This is a genomic window from Lentzea waywayandensis (assembly GCF_900115955.1).
GTDB classification, from domain to species: domain Bacteria; phylum Actinomycetota; class Actinomycetes; order Mycobacteriales; family Pseudonocardiaceae; genus Lentzea; species Lentzea waywayandensis.
Genome location: NZ_FOYL01000003.1, coordinates 316261 through 335254, shown reverse-complemented (window position 1 = coordinate 335254; position 18994 = coordinate 316261). Strand labels below are relative to the sequence as shown.

The window sequence follows — 18994 nt, the reverse complement described above, 5'->3', positions numbered from 1 at the left end:
CCATCATGAAGCTCACGCCCAAGGTGATCCTCGAAGGCACGCGGCTGACCGGCAAGACGGACCTGGCCTTCGCCCTGAACGAGCACCCTCGTCTCGTCGGGCATCGCAGGTACCGCTACCACTCGCCGTTGATCTCGGCCGAGTGGAGCGGGTTCAGCAACGAACCGTGGGGCCGCGGGCTGATCGACTTCGCACCGGACGAGACCGCGCACGCGATCGAGACCTACGAGACGTGGGTGCGGATGTTCGAACTGCAGCGGTACTACTCGTGGATCGTCGACCGCTTTCATCTGTCCACGCTGGCGTACCAGGCACGGCAGGGTCGCGAGTTCGACTTCGGCTGGCTGGAGGAAAGGCTGAAGCCGCTCAACTTCGCGATCGTGCTGTGCACGCGGCCCGAGGACACGTTCGCGCAGGCGCGGGAGGAACGGCTGAAGATCAGCGCGAACCCGAAGCAGTACGTCGCGCTGGAGCCGTTCGTCGAGGAACAGCGGCAACTCCGCGAGCTCGCGGCGAAGTCGATCCTGCCCGTGCTGGAGCTGGACGTGACGCGGCAGGGCCCGGACGACGTGGCCGAGTGGCTCGACGAACGAGGCCTGCTGACCCTCTAGTCGTCCGCCTTCTCGTGCACGGTCTGCATGAACGACCCGAGCTGCGCGAGCTGGTCCGGCGTGAAGAGGTCGATCAGGTACTCGCGGACAGTGGTGACGTGACCGGGCGCGGCGGTGCGCAGCAGGTCCTTGCCCGCGTCGGTCAGCACGGCGAGGATGCCGCGCTCGTCGGACTCGTGCGGTTCACGCCGCACGAGTCCCGACTTCTCCAGCTTGCCGATCTGGTAGGTCAACGAGCTCTTCGACACCACCACCCTGCGCGCCAGTTCGGTCATGCGCATGCGGTTGCCCGGCTGTTCGGACAGCACGACCAGCACGTTGTACTGCGCGTGCGAGAGGCCCGCGTCGCGCTGCAACTGCTGTTCGATCTGCCTCTCGAGGAGGTGGTACGCCTGGACGAAGTGATGCCAGGCGCTGCCCTCCTCCTCGGAGAGCCACCGCGCGTTTCCCATGGTGGGCAGGTTAGTTGGTGACGAGCTACTTGCCGGCCTTGTCGCTCTGCTTGCCCAGCACCGAGTTGCGTCGGCTGTAGACGAAGTAGACGACGACGCCGAGCGCCATCCAGATGATGAACCGGATCCAGGTGAGCGCGGTCAGGTTCAACATCAGCCACAGGCAGGCGAGAATCGCGAGGATCGGCACCAGCGGCACGAGCGGCACGCGGAAGCCGCGCGACAGGTCCGGCCTCGTCTTGCGCAGCACCAGCACACCCCCGGAGACGAGGATGAACGCGAACAGCGTGCCGACGTTCACCATCTCTTCGAGCTTGCCCGCCGGGAAGAAGCCCGCCGCGACCGCGACCAGCACACCGATGATGATCGTGATGCGGACCGGCGTGCCGTGGTTGCCGGTCTTCGCGAGCTTGCGCGGCAACAGCCCGTCGCGCGACATCGCGAACAGCACCCGGCTCTGGCCGAGCATCAGCACCATGACGACGGTCGTCAGACCGGCGAGCGCACCGACCGAGATCACCGTCGCCGCCCAGTCGACCCCGTTCTGCGCGAACGCACTCGCCAACGTCGCGCGCGTACCGTCCGGCTGCGTCGCGAGTTCCGTGTACGGCACCATGCCGGTGATCACGAGCGTGACGGCGACGTAGAGCACGGTGACGATCGCGAGCGAGCCGAGAATGCCGCGCGGCACGGCCTTCTGCGGGTTCTTGGTCTCCTCCGCCGTGGTCGCCACGACGTCGAAACCGATGAACGCGAAGAACACGATCGAAGCCGCGGCCAGCATGCCGAGCACGCCGTAGGTGCTGCCCGAGTAGCCGGTGATCAACGAGAACAGCGACTGTTCGATGCCCGTGTGTGCGGCAGGCCCACCTTCGGCTGCCGGCGGGATGAACGGGGTGTAGTTCTCGGCCTTGATGTAGCTGATGCCGAGCACGATCACGAGCAGCACCACCGCGACCTTGATGGCCGTGATGACCGCGCTGACCCGCGAGCTCAGCTTCGTGCCGACGACCAGCAGAGCCGTGATCACCGCGACGAGGAGCACGGCGCCCCAGTCGAACTTGAAGCCGTCACCCACCTCGGTCTTCACGTCGAAGCCGAACAGCCCGAGCGTCGTCTGCAGGTAGGCCGACCAGCCCTTGGCGACCGCGGCCGAGCCGACCGCGAACTCCAGCACCAGGTCCCACCCGATGATCCACGCGGCGAACTCGCCGAACGTCGCGTAGGAGAACGTGTACGCGCTACCCGCGACCGGCACCGTCGAGGCGAACTCGGCGTAGCACAACGCGGCCAGCGCACAGGCGATCGCCGCCAGCACGAACGACAGCGAGACCGACGGCCCCGCGATGTTGCCCGCGGTGCTCGCGGTGAGCGTGAAGATGCCGGCACCGATGACGACCGCGACACCGAAGACCGTGAGGTCCCAGGCCGTCAGGTCCTTGCGGAGCTTGGTGCCCGGCTCGTCCGTGTCCGCGATCGACTGCTCGATCGACTTCGTGCGCCACAACCCGTTCCCCGGCACGGTGCATACCTCCTTGATGGATCCCCGATTCGGCCCACCCTAGAGGTATCCACGATCTGGGACCCCTATAGCTCGTTTCATATGGCAAGAGGGCCCTCTCGCGCTCACGTGGAGTGCGGGAGGGCCCTCTTGGAACAGGAATCAGGAGCTGGCGACCGTCGACCGGTCCAGGTCCGGCTCCAGGTAGATCAACCGGGCGTGCGGCAGCTTGGCCCGCACCCGCTGCTCGGCGTCGTTGATCGCCTGAGCCACCTCGTCCAGCTGCAGCCCGGGGTTGAGCGCGATCTTCGCCGCGACCAGCAGCTCCTCCGGACCGATGTACTGGGTCTTGATGTGGATGACGCGCTGCACCTTGCCGGCGGCCAGTTCGTCGATGATCACGTCGAGGTCCTTGTCCGACGCGCCCTCACCGATCAGCAGCGACTTCATCTCGATGATCAGGATGATCGCGATGATGCCCAGCAGCACACCGATCGCGACGGTGCCCAGCGCGTCGAACACCGGGTTGCCGGTGATCGTCGTGAGGCCGACACCGAGCAGGGCCAGCACCAGGCCGACCAGCGCGCCCAGGTCCTCCAGCAGCACGACCGGCAGTTCCGGCGTGCGGGAGTTGCGGATGAAGCCCCACCAGGTGGCGTCGCCCTTGATCTTCTTCGACTCGTTGATCGCCGTGATGAAGCTGTAGGTCTCCAGGCCGATCGCGACCACGAGGATGCCGACCGCGACGAGCGGGCTGGAAAGACCCTCCGGCGCCTGCAGCTTGTGGATGCCCTCGTACAGCGCGAAGACCGAGCCGAGCGTGAAGAGCATCAGCGCCACCACGAACGACCAGAAGTACCGGTCGCGGCCGTAGCCGAACGGGTGCAGCTTGGTCGCCCTGCGCTGCGCCGTCTTCTGGCCGAGCAGCAGCAGGCCCTGGTTCGACGTGTCGGCCACGGAGTGCACCGACTCGGCGAGCATCGACGACGAACCGGTGATCAGGAATCCGATGAACTTGGCCACCGCGATTCCTGCGTTTGCCACCAACGCCGCGACGATGGCCTTGGTTCCGCCCCCTGCTGACACGCCTGTCTCCTTGCTGAGAACCAGTCCGGTTTGTCCGGTCGTGAACCTTAGTCTGTTCCGGCCGTGGCGCGGAAAAGTTCAGCGGATTGAACACCATCCGGGCGCACGAGCACCGCGGGGTCCGACGCGGGCAGCCACACGGACTCGCCGCGCGCCAGCTTCAGCTCGTCGCCTCGGGCGTTGGAGAGCACCACCGCGCCCGCCGTGCAGATCATGATCTGCGGGCCGTCGTGGTTGATCCGCGTCTCGCCTGCCAGGTCCAACCTGGACAGTTCGAACTCCGGCGCGGGCGTGCGGTAGACGCGGACGCCGGGCTGGATCTCCTCGCCCAGCAGCACTTCCATGTCACCGCACGTGAAGTCGAGCACACGCAGCAGTTCGGGCACGTCGACGTGCTTGGGCGTGAGGCCGCAGCGCAGGACGTTGTCCGAGTTCGCGAGGATCTCGATGCCCGTTCCCCGCAGGTACGCGTGCAGGTTGCCGGCGGGCAGGTGGATCGCCTCGCCCGGCTGGAGCACGATGCGGTTCAGCAGCAACGCCGCGAGCACGCCCGCGTCGCCGGGGTAGGACTCGCCCAGCTCCAGGATCGTGCGGCACTCCAGGTCGAACTCGCCGTGCTCCTTCACGTGCAGCACGCACGCGTCGAGAACCTGGGGCAGCAACGTGCTCAACGACGTCTGCGGCAGCGTGATCAGCATCGTGAACAACGCGCGCAGGCCAGAGGAGTCCGGCTGTGCGACCAGCATCTCGGTGTACGGCGCGAGGGCGGGGGCGTCCAGCGTGCGCAGCAACGACACCGTTCGCGACGGCTCGCGGAAACCGGCCAGGGCGTGGAACTCGGTCAGCGCGCAGATCAGTTCCGGCTTCGCGGCCGGGTCCTTGTAGTTGCGGACCGGGGAGTCGAGCGGCACGAGACGCTTCTCCTCGGCCGCGAAGCCTTCCGCGGCCTGCGCGGCCGACGGGTGTGCCTGAAGGCTCAGCGCCTCGTCGGCGGCGAGCACCTTGAGCAGGAACGGGAGCCTGCTGCCCCACCGCTCGGCGACGCGCGTGCCGAGCTGGCCGTCCGGGTCGGACGCCAGCAGGCCGAGCAGCGAGCGCTCGGTGCCGTCCGCTCCGACCACGCGGGACGGGTCGCCGGGGTGGGCGCCCATCCACAGTTCGGCCTCGGGATGGGGTGCGGGCACCTCCTTCCCGAGCAGCTCGGCGATGGCCGTGCGTGAACCCCACGCGTACGGCCTTACCGCGTTGTGCAGCAGGTCCACTTCTAAGTCAGCTCCCAAATCAGTACGGGTTGCCGCCGAGAGTTCCGGCGGCGAGCCCGAGGTACAGCGCGGCCAGTTCGAAGCGGAGCGCGAGCAGTGCGGCGCTGACCGCGTCGCCTCCCGCCACCTCGACGGCCGGCTCCAGCACGTCCGCGCCCGGCAGGGCGTCCTCGGCGGCGTGCCGAACAGCATCGGCCACCGGGCCCTGGCGCACAGCCAGCAACAACACGCGCACGAGTCCGCTGCCCGGTTCGTCGTCCGGGTCGGCGAAGAGGTCCGCGCCAGAAGTTCCCTGCACCGCCCGGCGGTGCAGCACCGGACGGGTCAACGCCTGTGAATACCCGGCGACGTCGCACGCCACACCGGCGAACGCCGCCAGCACGCCCGCGCCGTGCATGCCGACCGACGTGGCGACCTCGTCGAGGCCCCACAGCAGCGGCGTGCGATCGGCGACGCGCAACGCGAGTGACTTCGCCGGATTCACGAACGACTCGTGCATCGGGTGGTCGCGCTCGGCCTCGCGGTCGAGCTCGTCCGCGATCAGTTCGACGTCGGCCTTGAGCAGGCCGAGCGAGTGCAGCACCAGCAGCCACGCGGCGAGCGCGCGCGGGAAGCTGAAGCCCGGCGGCACGTCGATGCGGGGCGGCAGCAGCACGGCCCGGCCGGCGGCGGCCGCGGCGATCGGACCGGAGTCCGGCGCCGTCAGCAACGTCCGGGCGCCCCTGCGGACAGCCCTGTCGATCGACTCGGCGAGCACCCGGTCACCGGGGTCCTCGGTGTGCGCGAGCACGACGTCGAGAGCGCCGACCCAGGGCGGCACCTCGTCGGCGAGCACGACCGGCACCGAGCAGCCGGGACCGAGCAACGCCATGACGACGTTGGCAACCGCGACCGAGTGGCCGGGCCGGGTGACGAGCACGACCGCGCGCGGGCGTTCGGAGAAGATCCGCTCCACCCCCGCCTCGGCCGCGGCCTCAGCGGTGGAACGGACCTGTGCCCCTGCCCGCGCGGCAGCGCGCAGCCAACCGCCCGTGTCGGCGTCGGCGAGGCGGCTCGGGTCGTCGAGCAGCGTGTCGTCGAGCACCTGATCACACAGCCGACGGCGGCTCGACCGCCTCGTCCAGCAGGAGCACCGGGATGCCGTCGCGAACCGGGAACGAACGACCACACGCGGTGCACGTGAGGAAGTCCGCCTCCGGATCGGAAGGCGTCCCGACCTGCAAGGGCGCGTGCTCGGGGCACGGGCAGGCGAGAATCTCCAGCAACTGCTCTTCAAGCTTGACGGCCACGGTGTTCTCCTCAGGCCCGCACGATCGCGAGGACCTCGTCGCTCAGTGCGGCGACGGCCTCGGGGGTGGCGGCTTCGACGTTCAGGCGCAGCAGCGGCTCGGTGTTCGAGGCCCGCAGGTTGAACCACGACCCGTCCGCCAGCTGCACGGTGAGACCGTCCAGCTCGTCGATCGTGACGCCGTCCTTGGGTCCGTACGCGTCCTTGATCGCGGCGATCCGCCCGGCCTGGTCGTTGACCGTCGAGTTGATCTCACCGGAGGCGGCGTAGCGGTTGTAGATCGACGTCAGCGTCGACAGTGGACCGTCCTGCTCGCCGAGCGCGGCCAGCACGTGCAGCGCGGCCAGCATGCCGGTGTCGGCACGCCAGAAGTCGCGGAAGTAGTAGTGCGCGGAGTGCTCGCCGCCGAAGATGGCGCCGGTCCTGGCCATCTCCTCCTTGATGAACGAGTGGCCGACGCGCGTGCGCACGGGCTTGCCACCGTGCTCGGTGACGATCTCCGGCACGGCGTGCGAGGTGATCAGGTTGTGGATGATCGTGCCGCCGGGGTCCTTGGCCAGCTCGCGCACGGCCACCAGCGCCGTGATCGCCGACGGGCTCACCGGGTCGCCGTTCTCGTCCACGACGAAGCACCGGTCCGCGTCGCCGTCGAACGCGACACCCGCGTCGGCGCCCTCGGCCTTGGTGCGGGCCTGAAGATCCACGATGTTCTTGGGGTCGAGCGGGTTCGCCTCGTGGTTCGGGAAGCTGCCGTCGAGCTCGAAGTACATGGGGACGACCTCGATGGGCAGGCCCTCGAAGACCTGCGGCACCGTGTAGCCGCCCATGCCGTTGCCCGCGTCCACGACGATCTTGAGCGGACGGATGGCCTTCAGGTCGACCAGGTCGTTGAGGTAGGCCGCGTAGTCGACGAGCATGTTGCGCTCCTCGAACGTGCCTTCGGTGACGCCCTCGGCGTCCGGGACCTGGTTCTCGGCGTCCTGGCGGATCTGCCCGAGACCGGTGTCCTGGCCGACCGGCGAGGCACCCGCGCGGCACATCTTGATGCCGTTGTACTGCGCCGGGTTGTGGCTCGCGGTGAACATGGCGCCGGGCAGGTTCAGCTTGCCGGACGCGAAGTAGAGCATGTCCGTGCTGGCCAGGCCGATGCTGATGACGTTCACGCCCTGCGCCTGCGCACCCTCGGCGAAGGCACGCGACAACCCGGGCGACGAGTCGCGCATGTCGTGGCCGATGACGATGGTCGGTCCACCGACCAGGCGCGCGAAGGCGGCGCCGAAGTCCCGGACCAAGCCGGCGTCCAGCTGCTCGCCGACCACCCCACGGATGTCGTACGCCTTGACGATGCCGGACAGGTCACGCACGCCGCACACTCCCGAAACTCGCTCTTGACGGCCACTGCCAGGGCAGCCTACCGGCGAGAAGATTAGTGATGCGTGTGGTCGTTCAGTCCTCGTGCGGATCAGGCAATACCCGCAGGTGACCACGCCTGTGAGAGCCCGCGGACACGTCGGGCAGCTTCGGGCTCACATCAGCACGCCCAGCCTCCCTCACCGCCTCGGCCAACGCCGTCAGGTCGTCCACAGTCGGCTCGGGCGCCGCGAACTCACCCTGGTGCCTCACGACCTCCCAACCCCGCGGCGCAGTGAGCCGCAAGGCGTGCTCCTCGCACAGGTCGTAGCTGTGCGGTTCGGAGTACGTGGCAAGCGGCCCGACGACCGCGGTGGAGTCCGCATAGGCGTAGGTGAGCGTGGCGACAGCCGGGTTAGCACACCCGGTTCGCGAGCACCGTCTCACGCTCCGCACGATCGGGGACGATAGCGCGTCCACGCGAGGCTGTGTGTGAGGCACGCTGTGTTTAGTCGTCAGGGGTAGGAACTAGGCTGCTGGGTTGTGGTGATGGCACGGGGTTCACAGCGGCAGAATTCGCCGCGCCGACGCAACCGCGACCGGCACGGCCGAGGCCTGCGCGGCCCGCTCTACCCGGCCACGCTCCCAGCGGCCCGCTCCCGGGCAGAACGCTTCGACGCCCTGGTCATAGAGGCACTGGAGCCCATCGAGGCCCGCTGGCGAACCGAACTCACCCAGCTCGACGTGGCCGTGGACGACGTCCCGGACGTCCAGGTGGAAGGCGAAGACGGCGTGGTCGAGGACGGCAACGTCCCCCTGGCCCGCCTGCTCCCCCCAGGCTCGGACAACCGCGCGCGGATCGTCCTGTACCGCCGGCCTCTCGAGGCACGGGCGAAGGACGGCGCCGACCTGTCCGACCTGGTGCACGACGTCCTGGTGGAGCAGGTGGCGAACTACCTGGGCCTGGACCCGGACGTGGTGGACGAGGGCTGAGACCCCTCTCACACACCGCTCGCACAGCCCGGCACACCCCGGGCACTCACAGGCGCGCAAGCCCCACCCACCCGCGATGCCGAAGGCGAGCCGTCTTTACCGTGCGGTCTGGGTGGGGTGGTTTCGTCACGAGTCGTGCCACAGCTCTCGCTGCACATGAGTAGGGGTGTCAACTCGACACGCTTTTCGTCGAGTTGACACCCCTACTCATGCGTGGCCCGCTCTTGGCTCGACTCGTGACGAAACCACCCCACCAACGCAACCATCTACGCAACGCAACTCCGCCCAACGCACCAGGCGTGCCATCAACCCACGCACGGCGTAGGCCCGGTTTTGGATCAGATTGGCGGGGTCTGGGGCGGAGCCCCAGGAAGCAGCCGCCACAGCCGCCCGCAACCCAACCACCTACGGACCAGGCGCACCCCGCCGCCGAGTAGGCACAGCGGTCAACAACGTGAACAACGCGGCAGCCGCCTGCCCCAACAACAAAAAGTCCCGCAAGGTAGAAGACATCTCCACCCGAACCTCAGCGGCAGAAGACGGCAACGGCACCCCGACCAAATGCCCCCAAGCCCGAACCACAGGCACCTGCTGCCCATCCACGAAGACCCGCCACCCAGGCTCGTCCTCCGCAGCCAGAACGAGCACCCGCCCCTCCCCACCAGGCGAAACCCGAACCGCGACCTCCGGCAACGACAGATTCACCGGCACCACCCCAGAGGCAGCCAGCTCCTCAGGCGGCTCCCCACCGGTCCGAGCCCGCCGAGCCAGATCAGGCGCCAGCAACACCCCGGTGTCGGCAGCGAACCGCAACCGCAGCACAGGCCGCCCATCAGAAGCGACAGGCGCCACCGACACCAACTCGCCGGCAGCAGCCCGAACCCGAGCGGCCACCTCCTCGGATGGCAACACCACAAAGGCCACCCCAGAAGCCGCAGCCTGAGCCAAGGCGGTCTTGACGGCAGGCGCAGCCCCGTCCAACAGAGACGAGTTCCACCGCCGCAACCGAGCAGGCGACGACACGGTGGGCACCAGATCGTCATCCCCAAAGGCAGGCATCCGCCCAGCAACCTGACGAACCGGCGACCCCAGAACCAGCACCGACCGCCCAGACCGCTCCAACTCGGCAGTCAAGGACGGACTCAAAGCAACACCACCGTCAGCCTTCAGCGGCCCAGACCGGAGATCCAGCAACCCGGCCACTCCCAAGCTGACCAACGTCACCACACCGACGACGTACACAGCCCGCCGCACCCGAACCTGCCCGGCAACGCCGGGTGCCACCCCACGCTGGCACCCGGCAAGCACCACACAAACGAGCCCCCAGGCCAGCAGAACCAACGGTGTCCCAGGCCATGCCCCGACAGCAGCCACCGCGGCAAGAGCCCCGATGGCCAGCACGATCACCAACAGCCCGGGCAACATCGAAGCGTTGGGCCGCAACACCGCGGCAGCGAACGCGGCGGCCACGAAGACCGAACAGACGACGAGGTTCGGCGGCGGCGATGAGAACGCGGCGCCAAGACCGTTGAGAACCATCTCCGGGTGCTGCAACAAGACGGCAGGCCACGGCAGAAGCAACCCCATCGGCAGAAGCACGATCATGAACAGCGCCGCGATCCGGCGCGCACCGCCGGTGACCGCGATGAAGCCGGCCAGAGCGCCTACGATGATCACGACGTGGGTCAGGGGCGAGAACGCGCCCAGCACGGCGACGCCGATCGCGGTGCCGGAAGCCATGGGCAGCCAGGCGTGCGTGGACGACGCGCGCAACACCGCGTACACGCCGGCGAAGACCACGGGCGTCACGACGTGCACGACGATGACGTCCAGGCGGCCTTCCGCGACCGCGGTCGTCGCGACCGGCAGCAGGCCGTAGAAGGCGGCCACCACCGCGCGCACGGAACGTCGTACGCGCATGCCGCGTGACGCGATGTAGGCGGACAACGCGGCGAGGGGGATGTCGCCGAGCAACAGCAGTGCGACGGCGAACGAAGGCCCGCCGGGGATCAGGCCCAGGATGGCCAACGCCGCGGGAGCAGGCGCCGCGGTGCCGCCGAAGACCGGGTGCCACGACGACAGGTAGGTCGACCAGACCGAACCCGCCGAGCCGACCGGGAGCAGCCGGCCGCCCGCAAGGTTCAGGCCCAGCCGGGACCAGTTCGCGATCACGGCGACGGCCGAGAGTCCCAGCAGGAGCAGAACCGGGGGCGCGAGCAGAAGTGAGCGCAGCATCCGCGACTGGTCGACCTCGACGAAGACCATGCCGGGAGCGCCGCGCGGGCCGGGCGACGGACGGGGGCGCGGTGCCGGGCGCAGGGCACCGGGCAGGGCGGCGTCGACGGGAACGACCACAGGTGGGCGGCGCAGGCCGGCGACGCGCGGACGGCCTCGGGAGGCGCCGGCGGGCAACGCCGACGGGCCGACGGGGCGAGAGTCCACTTCGGATGGTTCGAGCCACGTCGAACCTGCATCGGTTGCGGGCAAACGACCCAGCGCGGCGTCCGCCTCGACCCGGCGGCGGATCAGGAAGGTGGCGCCGGCGCGGATCGCGTTGCGCAGCCGGGTGAGTCTGCTGGTGAAGAGGCCGCGCACGACGGCGGAACCACGACGGGCGCGGCGGCCTTCGAACAGACGGCCTCTGGTCAGGAGGTAGCGGGCCGCGCCGACTTCGGCGTGTGCGTCCGCGAAACGCCGGAGGAGCAGGAAGCCCAGGGCGCGCAGCAACGACAGGAACAGCAGCCGCGGAACTCCGACGAGAAACGAGAAACTTGAAATATTAACCAAAAATGTACGCATGCCGTGCGCGCGGTCGACGCCACGAAATGACGGGCCCGGCCGCGCCATGGCCGCGTCCAAACGACGTGAGCCTTTAGTTGCGGCGCGTGCATGTCGCATGCGTGCGACCGGTACGCACAGGACCAAATGACCCGCGCGATTAGCGCGCCAGCCGAAGTCGAGATCGTCGCGCAGCAGCGGCATCGCTTCGTCGTAACCGCCGAGCGCGTGCCAGACCTCACGTCTGATCAACGATCCCGCGGACGAGACGGCGAGAACCTCGGTGCTCTGCTGAAACGACGCGGAATGTTCGGCCGAGGACAGGCCCGTCTGTCGATGTCCTGAAGAATCAGTCGACAAACCGGCCTCGACGACCAGCCGAGAATCCACCCAATCGAGGCACAACGGGCCCAGCACGGCAGCCGACGGCGACATCTCGGCCGCGGTCAGCAACGAGGCCAGGCAGTCGGGTTCGGGCGCGCTGTCGTCGTGCAGCAACCACAGCCACTTGCCGGGGTCACCCCACCGTTCGACAGCGTGCTCGACCGCGATCCGCACGGCGGTGCCGTAGCCCGTACCACGCGGCGCGGTCAGCACGCCGTCCAGCAGATCTCCCGCCTCCGCCAGCACCTTCGCTGTCCGGTCGGTTGATCCGGTGTCGACCGCGATCACGTGCCGAGGGCGAATTCGCTGACGCCGCAACGCGGACAACGCCGTGCTGAGCCACTGGTCTCCGTCATGGCAGACCAGGACGCACAGCACCGGCGCTGTCCGGAGCCTCGGCTGAGGACTTGTCACGTCCCCAAGTTAGGGCACGAAGATCACGCTTCTAGACGGCTCGCTTCTTCAGCTTGCGGCGTTCTCGTTCACTGAGACCACCCCAGATGCCGAAGCGTTCGTCGTGCTGGAGTGCGTACTCAAGGCACTCCGAACGCACCTCGCAGCCCAGGCAGATGCGCTTGGCCTCCCGAGTCGACCCTCCCTTTTCGGGGAAGAACGCCTCAGGATCGGTCTGTGCGCAGAGCGCGCGCTCCTGCCAGTCCTGCTCGTCGGCAGGGTCGAACAGGTACGACAGCTCGCCCTGCACGACCGGCTGCGTGACGTGATCTTCTTCGAGCTCTTCGAATTCCTGCATTTCGTCCGCCTCCTCGCCTTCCGCTCTCCCCGGTTGGCGGACGCCAGACGCCGTTCCCACAACGACGAATGACACCGATGTGATTACACCTGCGTCACAGCGGGCGGTCAAGCGGAGTCCACACGTCGGGGGATATTCGCGCGGATGGCCGCAAAAACCTTGACTGGCAGCACAGACAGTGATTCAGGTGTTGCAACGTGTCCCCGAACGGCCCATGACACCAGCCGACACGCCACACTGGAGGGGTGAAGCGATCAGCGGTTCGCCCCAGTCCACTGTTCCTCGGCCTGCTCGCGGCGGCTGCCGCTGGAGCCGCCCTCACCCTGCTCGAAGGTGACGTCGCCATCATCTCGGGCACCATCCTCTTCGTACTCGCCGGGTGGGCGGTCACGCTGTGCCTGCACGAGTTCGGGCACGCCGCCGTCGCATACAAGGGTGGCGATTTTTCCGTACGTGACAAGGGTTATCTGACCCTTGACATCCGCCGTTACACCGACCCGGTGCTCAGCATCGTGCTGCCGCTCGTGCTGCTGGTCATGGGCGGAATCCCCCTTCCGGGTGGTGCTGTGTGGATCAACCACCACGCGCTCCGCTCGAAGAAGATCGAGTCGTTGGTCTCACTCGCGGGACCGATTTCGAACCTCGTGATCGGCGTTCTGCTCGCGCTGGTCGTCGCGATCTTCTCGCCGCCCACCGCGCTCGCCGCCGCGATTTCGTACCTTGCTTTGTTGCAGGTGTTCGCGTTCGTGCTCAACATCCTGCCGATTCCCGGCTTGGACGGCTGGGGTGCTTTGGAACCGTTCCTTCCCTACGAGGCGCAGCGGTTCGGCGCGAAGGCCCGGCCGTGGGCTCCGCTGGTCCTGTTCGCCGTCCTGATCGGCTTCTCCGAGGTCAGCCGGCTCTTCTTCCAGCTGTCGTCCTGGCTGTTCGAGCTCATCGGCGGCGACCCGTTCATCGCGTACATCGGCGCCGAGACGTTCGCGTTCTGGCGCTCCCTGTAGGCCACTCACCGCGCTGTGGAAGCATGGGCGGGCGTGAAGGTCGTAGCACTGGTCGGCGGGGTCGGCGGCGCGAGGTTCCTGCAAGGACTCAAAGCCCTCGGGGCGGACGTGACCGCGGTGGTGAACACCGGCGATGACGTGTGGATGCACGGGCTGCGCATCACTCCTGACCTCGACACCTGCATGTACACGCTGGGCGGCGGAATCGACACCGAACGCGGCTGGGGCCGTGCGGACGAGTCGTGGACCGTCAAGGAGGAGCTCGCCGCCTACGGCGCCGAGCCGACGTGGTTCGGCCTGGGCGACCGCGACATCGCGACGCACCTCGTTCGCACCCGCATGCTCCGCGCCGGCTATCCGTTGTCGGCCGTGGCGGAGGCGCTGTGCGACCGGTGGAAGCCGGGCGTGAAGCTGCTGCCGATGTCGGACGACCGCGTGGAGACCCACGTCGTCGTGGAGCTGGACGGCGAGACGAAGGCCATCCACTTCCAGGAGTGGTGGGTCAAGCACCGGGCCGCCGTGCCCGCCAAGTCGTTCGCGTTCGTCGGCGCCGAGACCGCCACCGCGGGGCCCGGCGTGCTGGACGCGATCAACGAGGCCGACGCGGTGATCCTGGCCCCGTCCAACCCCGTGGTGAGCATCGGCACGATCCTCAACGTGCCCGGTGTCCGCGACGCGTTGCGCAAGACCGAGGCCGGGGTCGTGGGCCTGTCGCCGATCATCGGCGGGAAACCGTTGCGGGGCATGGCCGACGCTTGTTTGGACGCGATCGGTGTGGAGACCTCGGCCGAGGCGGTCGGGCGGCACTACGGCTCCCGGAAGTGCTCCGACGGCATTCTGGACGCGTGGCTGGTGCACACCGGCGACCGCGCCGACGTGCCCGGTGTCGCGGTGCGCGCGGTCCCGCTGCTGATGTCCGATGTGGACGCGACGGCGCAGATGGCCCGCGTCGCGCTGGATCTGGCCGGAGTCGACGTTGACTGATCACGCCGCGGCGGCACTGGAGCTGCTGCCGGTTCCGGGCCTGCCGGAATTTCGCCCCGGCGACGACCTGGCGGGCGCGATCGCGAAGGCCGCGCCGTGGCTGCGCGACGGCGACGTGCTGGTCGTCACGTCCAAGATCCTGTCCAAAGTAGAGGGACGGCTCGTGCGCGTGCCGGCCGATCCCGAGGAACGGGACAGGATCCGGCGCGAGCACGTCGACGCGGAGTCGGTGCGGGTGCTCGCCCGCAAGATGCGCACGCTGATCACCGAGAACAAGCTCGGCATCGTGCAGGCCGCGTCCGGCGTCGACGCCTCGAACGTGGCGGGCGACGAGATCGCGTTGCTCCCGGTCGACCCGGATGGCTCCGCTGCTTCCCTGCGTAGCGCTCTCAAAGACCTGCTGGGCGTGGAGATCGCCGTGGTGATCACCGACACGATGGGCCGCGCGTGGCGAATGGGCCAGACCGACGCCGCGATCGGCGCGTCCGGCATCCGCGTGCTGCACGACTACGCGGGCGCGGTGGACGAGCACGGCAACGAACTCGCGGTGACGATGGTCGCGATCGCCGACGAGATCGCCGCGGCCGCCGACCTGGTGAAGGGCAAGCTCGGCTCGGTGCCGGTGGCGGTGTTGCGCGGGTTCGAGGTGGTGGACGACGGTTCCACGGCCCGCGACCTGAACCGGCCGGTCGAGGAGGACCTGTTCAGCCTCGGCACGGAGGAGGCGCTGGCCCAGGGCCGCGCTCAGGCCGTGCTGATGCGGAGGTCCGTGCGGTTCTACTCGGACGAGCCCGTTGATCTCGCCGTGGTGCGCAGGGCCGTCGGCGCGGCGCTGACCGCGCCCGCTCCGCACCACACGAAGCCGCTGCGGTTCGTGCTGGTGCGGGAGAAGCGCTTGGAGCTGCTCCAAGCCATGCGCGAGCAGTGGGAATCCGATCTGCGCGCTGACGGCTTCACTCCCGAACAGATCGCGCGCCGGGTCCGTCGTGGCGACCTGCTCGTGGAGGCGCCGGAGATCGTCGTGCCGTTCCTCGTCCGCGACGGCTCGCACGCCTACCCCGACGACCGCCGCGCCGACGCCGAGAAGACGATGTTCACGGTCGCCGGCGGCGCCGCCGTGCAGGGCCTGCTGGTGGCATTGGCCGCCGAGGGTCTCGGCTCGTGCTGGGTGTCGTCGACGATCTTCTGCGCGGACCTCGTGCGTTCGGTGCTGGGTGTCCCTGACGACTGGGAGCCGCTGGGCGCCGTCGCGATCGGACATCCGACCGAGCCGCTGACACCGCGCGAGCCCCTGGAAGGACTGATCGAGCTTTGACACTGCACGCCGACGCCGTCTCGACGCTGAGCCGGTTCGCGGGACAGGACGCCCTGCGCGAGGCCTACCTGGGCTTCCTGGCGGCCCGCGAGGACGCCTGCCGGCGATCTTGCGAACCAGGGCACATCACGGCCTCAGCGTTGGTCCTGGACGCCACCGCGACCCACGCCTTGCTGACGCTGCACCCGCGCGTGGGCCGCTGGCTCCAGCTGGGCGGCCACTGCGAGCCGGAAGACGACACGCTGGCCGGTGCCGCTCTGCGCGAGGCCACCGAGGAGTCCGGCATGCGCGGCCTGCGCATCGAGCCGACGCCGATCCACCTCGACGTGCACCCGATCACGTGCTCGCTCGGCAAGCCGACGCGGCACTTCGACGTCCGGTTCCTGGTGCGCGCCCCCGTCGACGCGCAGCCGGTGCGGTCGGCCGAGTCGGTGGACCTCCAGTGGTGGCCGCTGGACTCGTTGCCGGACAACGTGGACGACCTGCACCCGTTGATCGAGAGCGCTCTCGCGCGCCTGCGTTAGAACTTGCGGTAGTCGCGCGGCGAGAACCTCGGTGCTCGCCGCGGCCGCCGCAGACCCGCCGCCTCCAGGTACATGACCGCGCGGTGGCGTTGCGGCTTGTAGGGCTCCAGCAGCTCCATCATGCCGTCGTCGTCGCCCGGCGTACCGGTCAAAGCCCACGTGACGTTCTTGGCGACGTGGTAGTCGCCGACGCTCACGGCGTCCGGATCACCCCAGGACCGTTGCGCGACCTCGGCCGACGTCCAGACGCCGATGCCGGGCACCTTCTCGAGCAACTCGCGGCTGCGCATCTCCGCGGCCTTCTCCAGCCGGTGCGCGACCTGGGCGGCGTTGATCAGCGTCCTTCTGCGCGCCCCGTCGAGCCCGCACTGGTGCCACTCCCAGTCCTGCAGGCCCAGCAGCCGTTGCGGCGTCGGCGGAACCTTCAGCGGCTTCGGTCCGGGAGCGCTCTCACCGAACCGCCGCCCCAGCTCACGCCACGTGCGGAAGGCCTCCATGCCGGTGACCTTCTGCTCCAGGATCGAGGCGAACAACAGGTCCCAGACCCGGTTCGTGGCTCCGAGCCGCAACCCGGGTCTTTGCCTGCGCGACTCGGCGATGATCGGGTGGTGCGCGACGAACTCGTCCACCGTGTCGTCGGCGCCGAGCAGGGCGGGCAGGCCGTCCAACAGCCACTGCCCGCCCTCGCCCCACGCTTCCGCGAGCACCTCACCACCGGCACGTCTGATGTGCACCGTGCCGGCTCCACACGGCGTGTTCGCCGCGAACCAGACACCGCCCTCCGCACTGAAGGACGGATCGCCGGGCCCGCGGCGCAACCCTCCGAGCACCGCGCCCAGATCGAGTGGGAACGGTGGAGTCCAGGCTCTGCTAGGCATCCGTCGAGAAGCGCACGCCGGCCTCGGGCAGAACCACACCCGGCCACACCCGCGCTCCGCCGATCAACTCACACCGCGCGCCGATCACCGCGGAGTCGCCCACGACGGCGTCCCGCAGCACCGCACCGGCCTGCACGAGCGCACCGGCACCCACGATCGAACGCTCGACCACGGCGTTCTCACCTACAACGGCACCGTCGAACAGAATCGCGCCATCGAGCACAGCGCCGTCCGCAACCGTGCAGTTCGCACCGACCGCGGACCCACCCTTGAGCGTGGCGCCTTCGTGCACGCTCGTGCCCTCAAGCACCAGATAGTCGCCAGGCTGCGCAACGGCCGCCGACGGCGCAATACCGCGCACGAGGTCTGCGGACCCCTGCACGAACGCCTCAGGCTTGCCGAGGTCCAGCCAGTACGTGGCGTCCACGTGCCCCTGCAACCTCCGCCCCGCTTCGAGCAGCCCGGGGAACGTCTCGCGCTCCACCGACACCGGCCGCCCAGCGGGAATCGCGTCGATCACCTCGCGCCGGAACACGTAACAACCAGCGTTGATCTGGTCCGTAGGCGGGTTCTCGGTCTTCTCCAGGAACGCCTGAACGCGCCCCTCGTCGTCCGTCGGCACACACCCGAACGCCCGCGGGTCCGCCACCTTCACCAGGTGCAACGTCACATCCGCCTCGTGCTTGCGGTGCGTGTCGACGATCCCCGACAGGTCGACCCCCGACAGGATGTCGCCGTTGAAGACCATCACGTCGGGCTCACGCAGCTTGTCCGCCACGTTGCGAATCGCCCCCGCCGTGTCCAGCGGCACCTCTTCCACCACGTACTCGAGCTCCAGCCCGAGCCTCGATCCGTCCCCGAAGTACTCCTCGAACACCTCGGCCTTGTAGGAGGTCCCCAACACCACGTGCGTGATGCCGACCTCCTTGATCCGAGACAGGAGGTGTGTCAAAAATGGCACCCCTGCGGTCGGCAACATGGGTTTGGGGGCGGACAGGGTCAACGGGCGAAGTCGAGTGCCCTTGCCCCCGACCAGCACCACAGCTTCGACGCCGTGCACCTTTTTCCTCCTCCGCGTTACAGCGAGCCGTTCGACGGAATACTCTGACACGAAGCAGATCGTCATACGGGATCTGGTCCCGGCAAGGAGCTAAATCCGACATGGACCCCCGCGACCGGGCCGACGCCATGCTCGCCCGCGCCCGCGCACGTGGGCGGAACATCGTGACGCCGGACAACATGACGTCCCCGATGGACTCCTCGGACACGCAACAAATCCCTCGCTCGCTGGTCAACGCCATGGACCCGCGCCGAGACCCGGACTCGACCATGATCCTGCAGCCCGCGCAGATGGGCCAGCAACACCACCAGCAGCGCCCCCAGCACCACGCGCCGGCCCAGCCCATGCCAACGCAACCGATGCACGCCCAGTCGCATCAGGGCCAGTCGATGCCGGCGCCGCAAGCCCCAGCAGATGACGCGGAGATCACTCAGGTCGTGCAGCCGGGCCTCATCCCGACCGTCTCGAACCACCAGCAGGCCCGCAACTCCCTGACCCAACGCCTGAGCGGCGACATGTGAGCACCCCCGGCGGCAGCGCCGGGCAAGCTGACGCAGGGGTCCCCTGCGGATTTCGGTCCCCCGCGACCCAACTTAGCGAGCGGGTCTGACAGTCCCGGCTACCCGCGCGCCACGGCACGCAGAGGGCACGCTCGCGCAGGGGTCACCTTGGATTTGGCATCCCCCGCGACCCAACGTACAGAGCAGGTCTGACACTCCCGCGAAGCCGAAGACGAGCAGTCCGAGCGCACGGTCACGGCAAGCCCCAGCCCACAA

Annotated in this window: 19 protein-coding genes; 7 read left to right on the top strand and 12 right to left on the bottom strand. The window is 68.7% G+C overall.

Features of this window, described 5'->3' with window-relative positions; translation table 11 throughout:
- Window positions 1-5 precede the first annotated feature (5 nt).
- Entirely contained in the window at window positions 6-611 is a 606-nt protein-coding gene (locus tag BM417_RS12325; RefSeq protein ID WP_093591896.1) for a hypothetical protein, read from the top strand.
- On the opposite strand, the gene BM417_RS12320 is transcribed toward BM417_RS12325, so the two are convergent.
- The 8 genes from BM417_RS12320 to BM417_RS12285 form a co-directional block, all read right to left on the bottom strand.
- Window positions 608-1063, bottom strand: a complete 456-nt coding sequence (locus tag BM417_RS12320) for a MarR family winged helix-turn-helix transcriptional regulator (RefSeq protein WP_093591893.1) — start codon at window positions 1061-1063, stop codon at window positions 608-610. The two genes, BM417_RS12325 and BM417_RS12320, sit on opposite strands and share 4 nt — an antisense overlap.
- Before the next feature lie 25 nt (window positions 1064-1088).
- Window positions 1089-2585 (bottom strand): amino acid permease, encoded by a 1497-nt coding sequence (locus BM417_RS12315; protein ID WP_093591890.1) that lies wholly within the window; start codon window positions 2583-2585, stop codon window positions 1089-1091.
- Between the two features lie 141 nt (window positions 2586-2726).
- The gene (locus BM417_RS12310; RefSeq protein WP_093591887.1) at window positions 2727-3650 is read right to left on the bottom strand and encodes a cation diffusion facilitator family transporter; all 924 of its coding nucleotides are present in this window, start codon (window positions 3648-3650) and stop codon (window positions 2727-2729) included.
- Between the two features lie 47 nt (window positions 3651-3697).
- Entirely contained in the window at window positions 3698-4912 is a 1215-nt protein-coding gene (manA, locus tag BM417_RS12305) for a mannose-6-phosphate isomerase, class I (RefSeq protein ID WP_093591884.1), read from the bottom strand.
- 19 nt (window positions 4913-4931) lie between these two features.
- Window positions 4932-5996, bottom strand: a complete 1065-nt coding sequence (locus BM417_RS12300) for an SIS domain-containing protein (protein WP_093591881.1) — start codon at window positions 5994-5996, stop codon at window positions 4932-4934.
- Between the two features lie 4 nt (window positions 5997-6000).
- Window positions 6001-6201 (bottom strand): Trm112 family protein, encoded by a 201-nt coding sequence (locus BM417_RS12295; RefSeq protein WP_093591878.1) that lies wholly within the window; start codon window positions 6199-6201, stop codon window positions 6001-6003.
- A 10-nt stretch (window positions 6202-6211) separates the two neighbouring features.
- Entirely contained in the window at window positions 6212-7564 is a 1353-nt protein-coding gene (locus BM417_RS12290; RefSeq protein WP_093593608.1) for a phosphomannomutase/phosphoglucomutase, read from the bottom strand.
- A gap of 82 nt (window positions 7565-7646) precedes the next feature.
- On the bottom strand, window positions 7647-8006 hold the full coding sequence (locus tag BM417_RS12285; protein WP_218164452.1) for a DUF3499 domain-containing protein: 360 nt from the start codon (window positions 8004-8006) through the stop codon (window positions 7647-7649).
- A gap of 93 nt (window positions 8007-8099) precedes the next feature.
- Between BM417_RS12285 and BM417_RS12280 the strand changes: the two genes are divergently transcribed.
- Window positions 8100-8543 (top strand): metallopeptidase family protein, encoded by a 444-nt coding sequence (locus BM417_RS12280; protein WP_093593602.1) that lies wholly within the window; start codon window positions 8100-8102, stop codon window positions 8541-8543.
- A gap of 405 nt (window positions 8544-8948) precedes the next feature.
- Here BM417_RS12280 and BM417_RS12275 read toward each other — a convergent pair whose 3' ends face one another.
- Window positions 8949-12119: a glycosyltransferase family 2 protein gene (locus BM417_RS12275; RefSeq protein WP_093591875.1), complete on the bottom strand. Its 3171-nt coding sequence runs from the start codon at window positions 12117-12119 to the stop codon at window positions 8949-8951.
- A 31-nt stretch (window positions 12120-12150) separates the two neighbouring features.
- Entirely contained in the window at window positions 12151-12456 is a 306-nt protein-coding gene (locus BM417_RS12270; protein WP_051784712.1) for a WhiB family transcriptional regulator, read from the bottom strand.
- Between the two features lie 245 nt (window positions 12457-12701).
- On the opposite strand from BM417_RS12270, the gene BM417_RS12265 reads away from it, so the two are divergent.
- Genes BM417_RS12265 through BM417_RS12250 form a run of 4 tightly spaced genes read left to right on the top strand, consistent with a single transcriptional unit; the run spans window position 12702 to window position 16280 of the window.
- Window positions 12702-13457: a site-2 protease family protein gene (locus BM417_RS12265; RefSeq protein WP_093591872.1), complete on the top strand. Its 756-nt coding sequence runs from the start codon at window positions 12702-12704 to the stop codon at window positions 13455-13457.
- 33 nt (window positions 13458-13490) lie between these two features.
- Complete coding sequence (cofD, locus tag BM417_RS12260) at window positions 13491-14441, top strand: 2-phospho-L-lactate transferase (RefSeq protein WP_093591869.1); 951 nt, start codon at window positions 13491-13493, stop codon at window positions 14439-14441.
- Window positions 14434-15756 carry a coenzyme F420-0:L-glutamate ligase gene (locus BM417_RS12255; protein ID WP_093593599.1) on the top strand — a complete coding sequence of 441 codons (1323 nt, stop codon included), beginning with the start codon at window positions 14434-14436 and terminating at the stop codon, window positions 15754-15756. The genes cofD and BM417_RS12255 overlap by 8 nt, the downstream gene beginning before the upstream one ends.
- Window positions 15753-16280, top strand: a complete 528-nt coding sequence (locus BM417_RS12250) for an NUDIX hydrolase (RefSeq protein WP_093591866.1) — start codon at window positions 15753-15755, stop codon at window positions 16278-16280. Before BM417_RS12255 ends, BM417_RS12250 begins: the two co-directional genes overlap by 4 nt.
- On the opposite strand, the gene BM417_RS12245 is transcribed toward BM417_RS12250, so the two are convergent.
- Together BM417_RS12245 and manB are read right to left on the bottom strand one after the other, a co-directional pair.
- Complete coding sequence (locus BM417_RS12245; RefSeq protein WP_093591863.1) at window positions 16277-17158, bottom strand: DNA-3-methyladenine glycosylase family protein; 882 nt, start codon at window positions 17156-17158, stop codon at window positions 16277-16279. The two genes, BM417_RS12250 and BM417_RS12245, sit on opposite strands and share 4 nt — an antisense overlap.
- A complete protein-coding gene (manB, locus tag BM417_RS12240; RefSeq protein ID WP_245821875.1) occupies window positions 17151-18218 on the bottom strand; it encodes a mannose-1-phosphate guanylyltransferase in 1068 nt (355 codons plus the stop codon). The genes BM417_RS12245 and manB overlap by 8 nt, the downstream gene beginning before the upstream one ends.
- 101 nt (window positions 18219-18319) lie before the next feature.
- Here manB and BM417_RS12235 point away from each other — a divergent pair, with 101 nt between their 5' ends.
- Window positions 18320-18739, top strand: coding sequence for a hypothetical protein (locus BM417_RS12235; RefSeq protein WP_093591857.1), 420 nt, complete (start codon window positions 18320-18322; stop codon window positions 18737-18739).
- Window positions 18740-18994: the final 255 nt, after the last annotated feature.

Bases quoted from the DNA above. Each gene is read 5' to 3' on its own strand.
- BM417_RS12325 (WP_093591896.1), top strand. From the start codon at position 6: ATGAAGCTCACGCCCAAGGTGATCCTCGAAGGCACGCGGCTGACCGGC.
- BM417_RS12320 (WP_093591893.1), bottom strand. From the start codon at position 1,063: ATGGGAAACGCGCGGTGGCTCTCCGAGGAGGAGGGCAGCGCCTGGCAT.
- BM417_RS12280 (WP_093593602.1), top strand. From the start codon at position 8,100: ATGGCACGGGGTTCACAGCGGCAGAATTCGCCGCGCCGACGCAACCGC.
- BM417_RS12270 (WP_051784712.1), bottom strand. From the start codon at position 12,456: ATGCAGGAATTCGAAGAGCTCGAAGAAGATCACGTCACGCAGCCGGTC.
- BM417_RS12245 (WP_093591863.1), bottom strand. From the start codon at position 17,158: ATGCCTAGCAGAGCCTGGACTCCACCGTTCCCACTCGATCTGGGCGCG.
- BM417_RS12235 (WP_093591857.1), top strand. From the start codon at position 18,320: ATGGACCCCCGCGACCGGGCCGACGCCATGCTCGCCCGCGCCCGCGCA.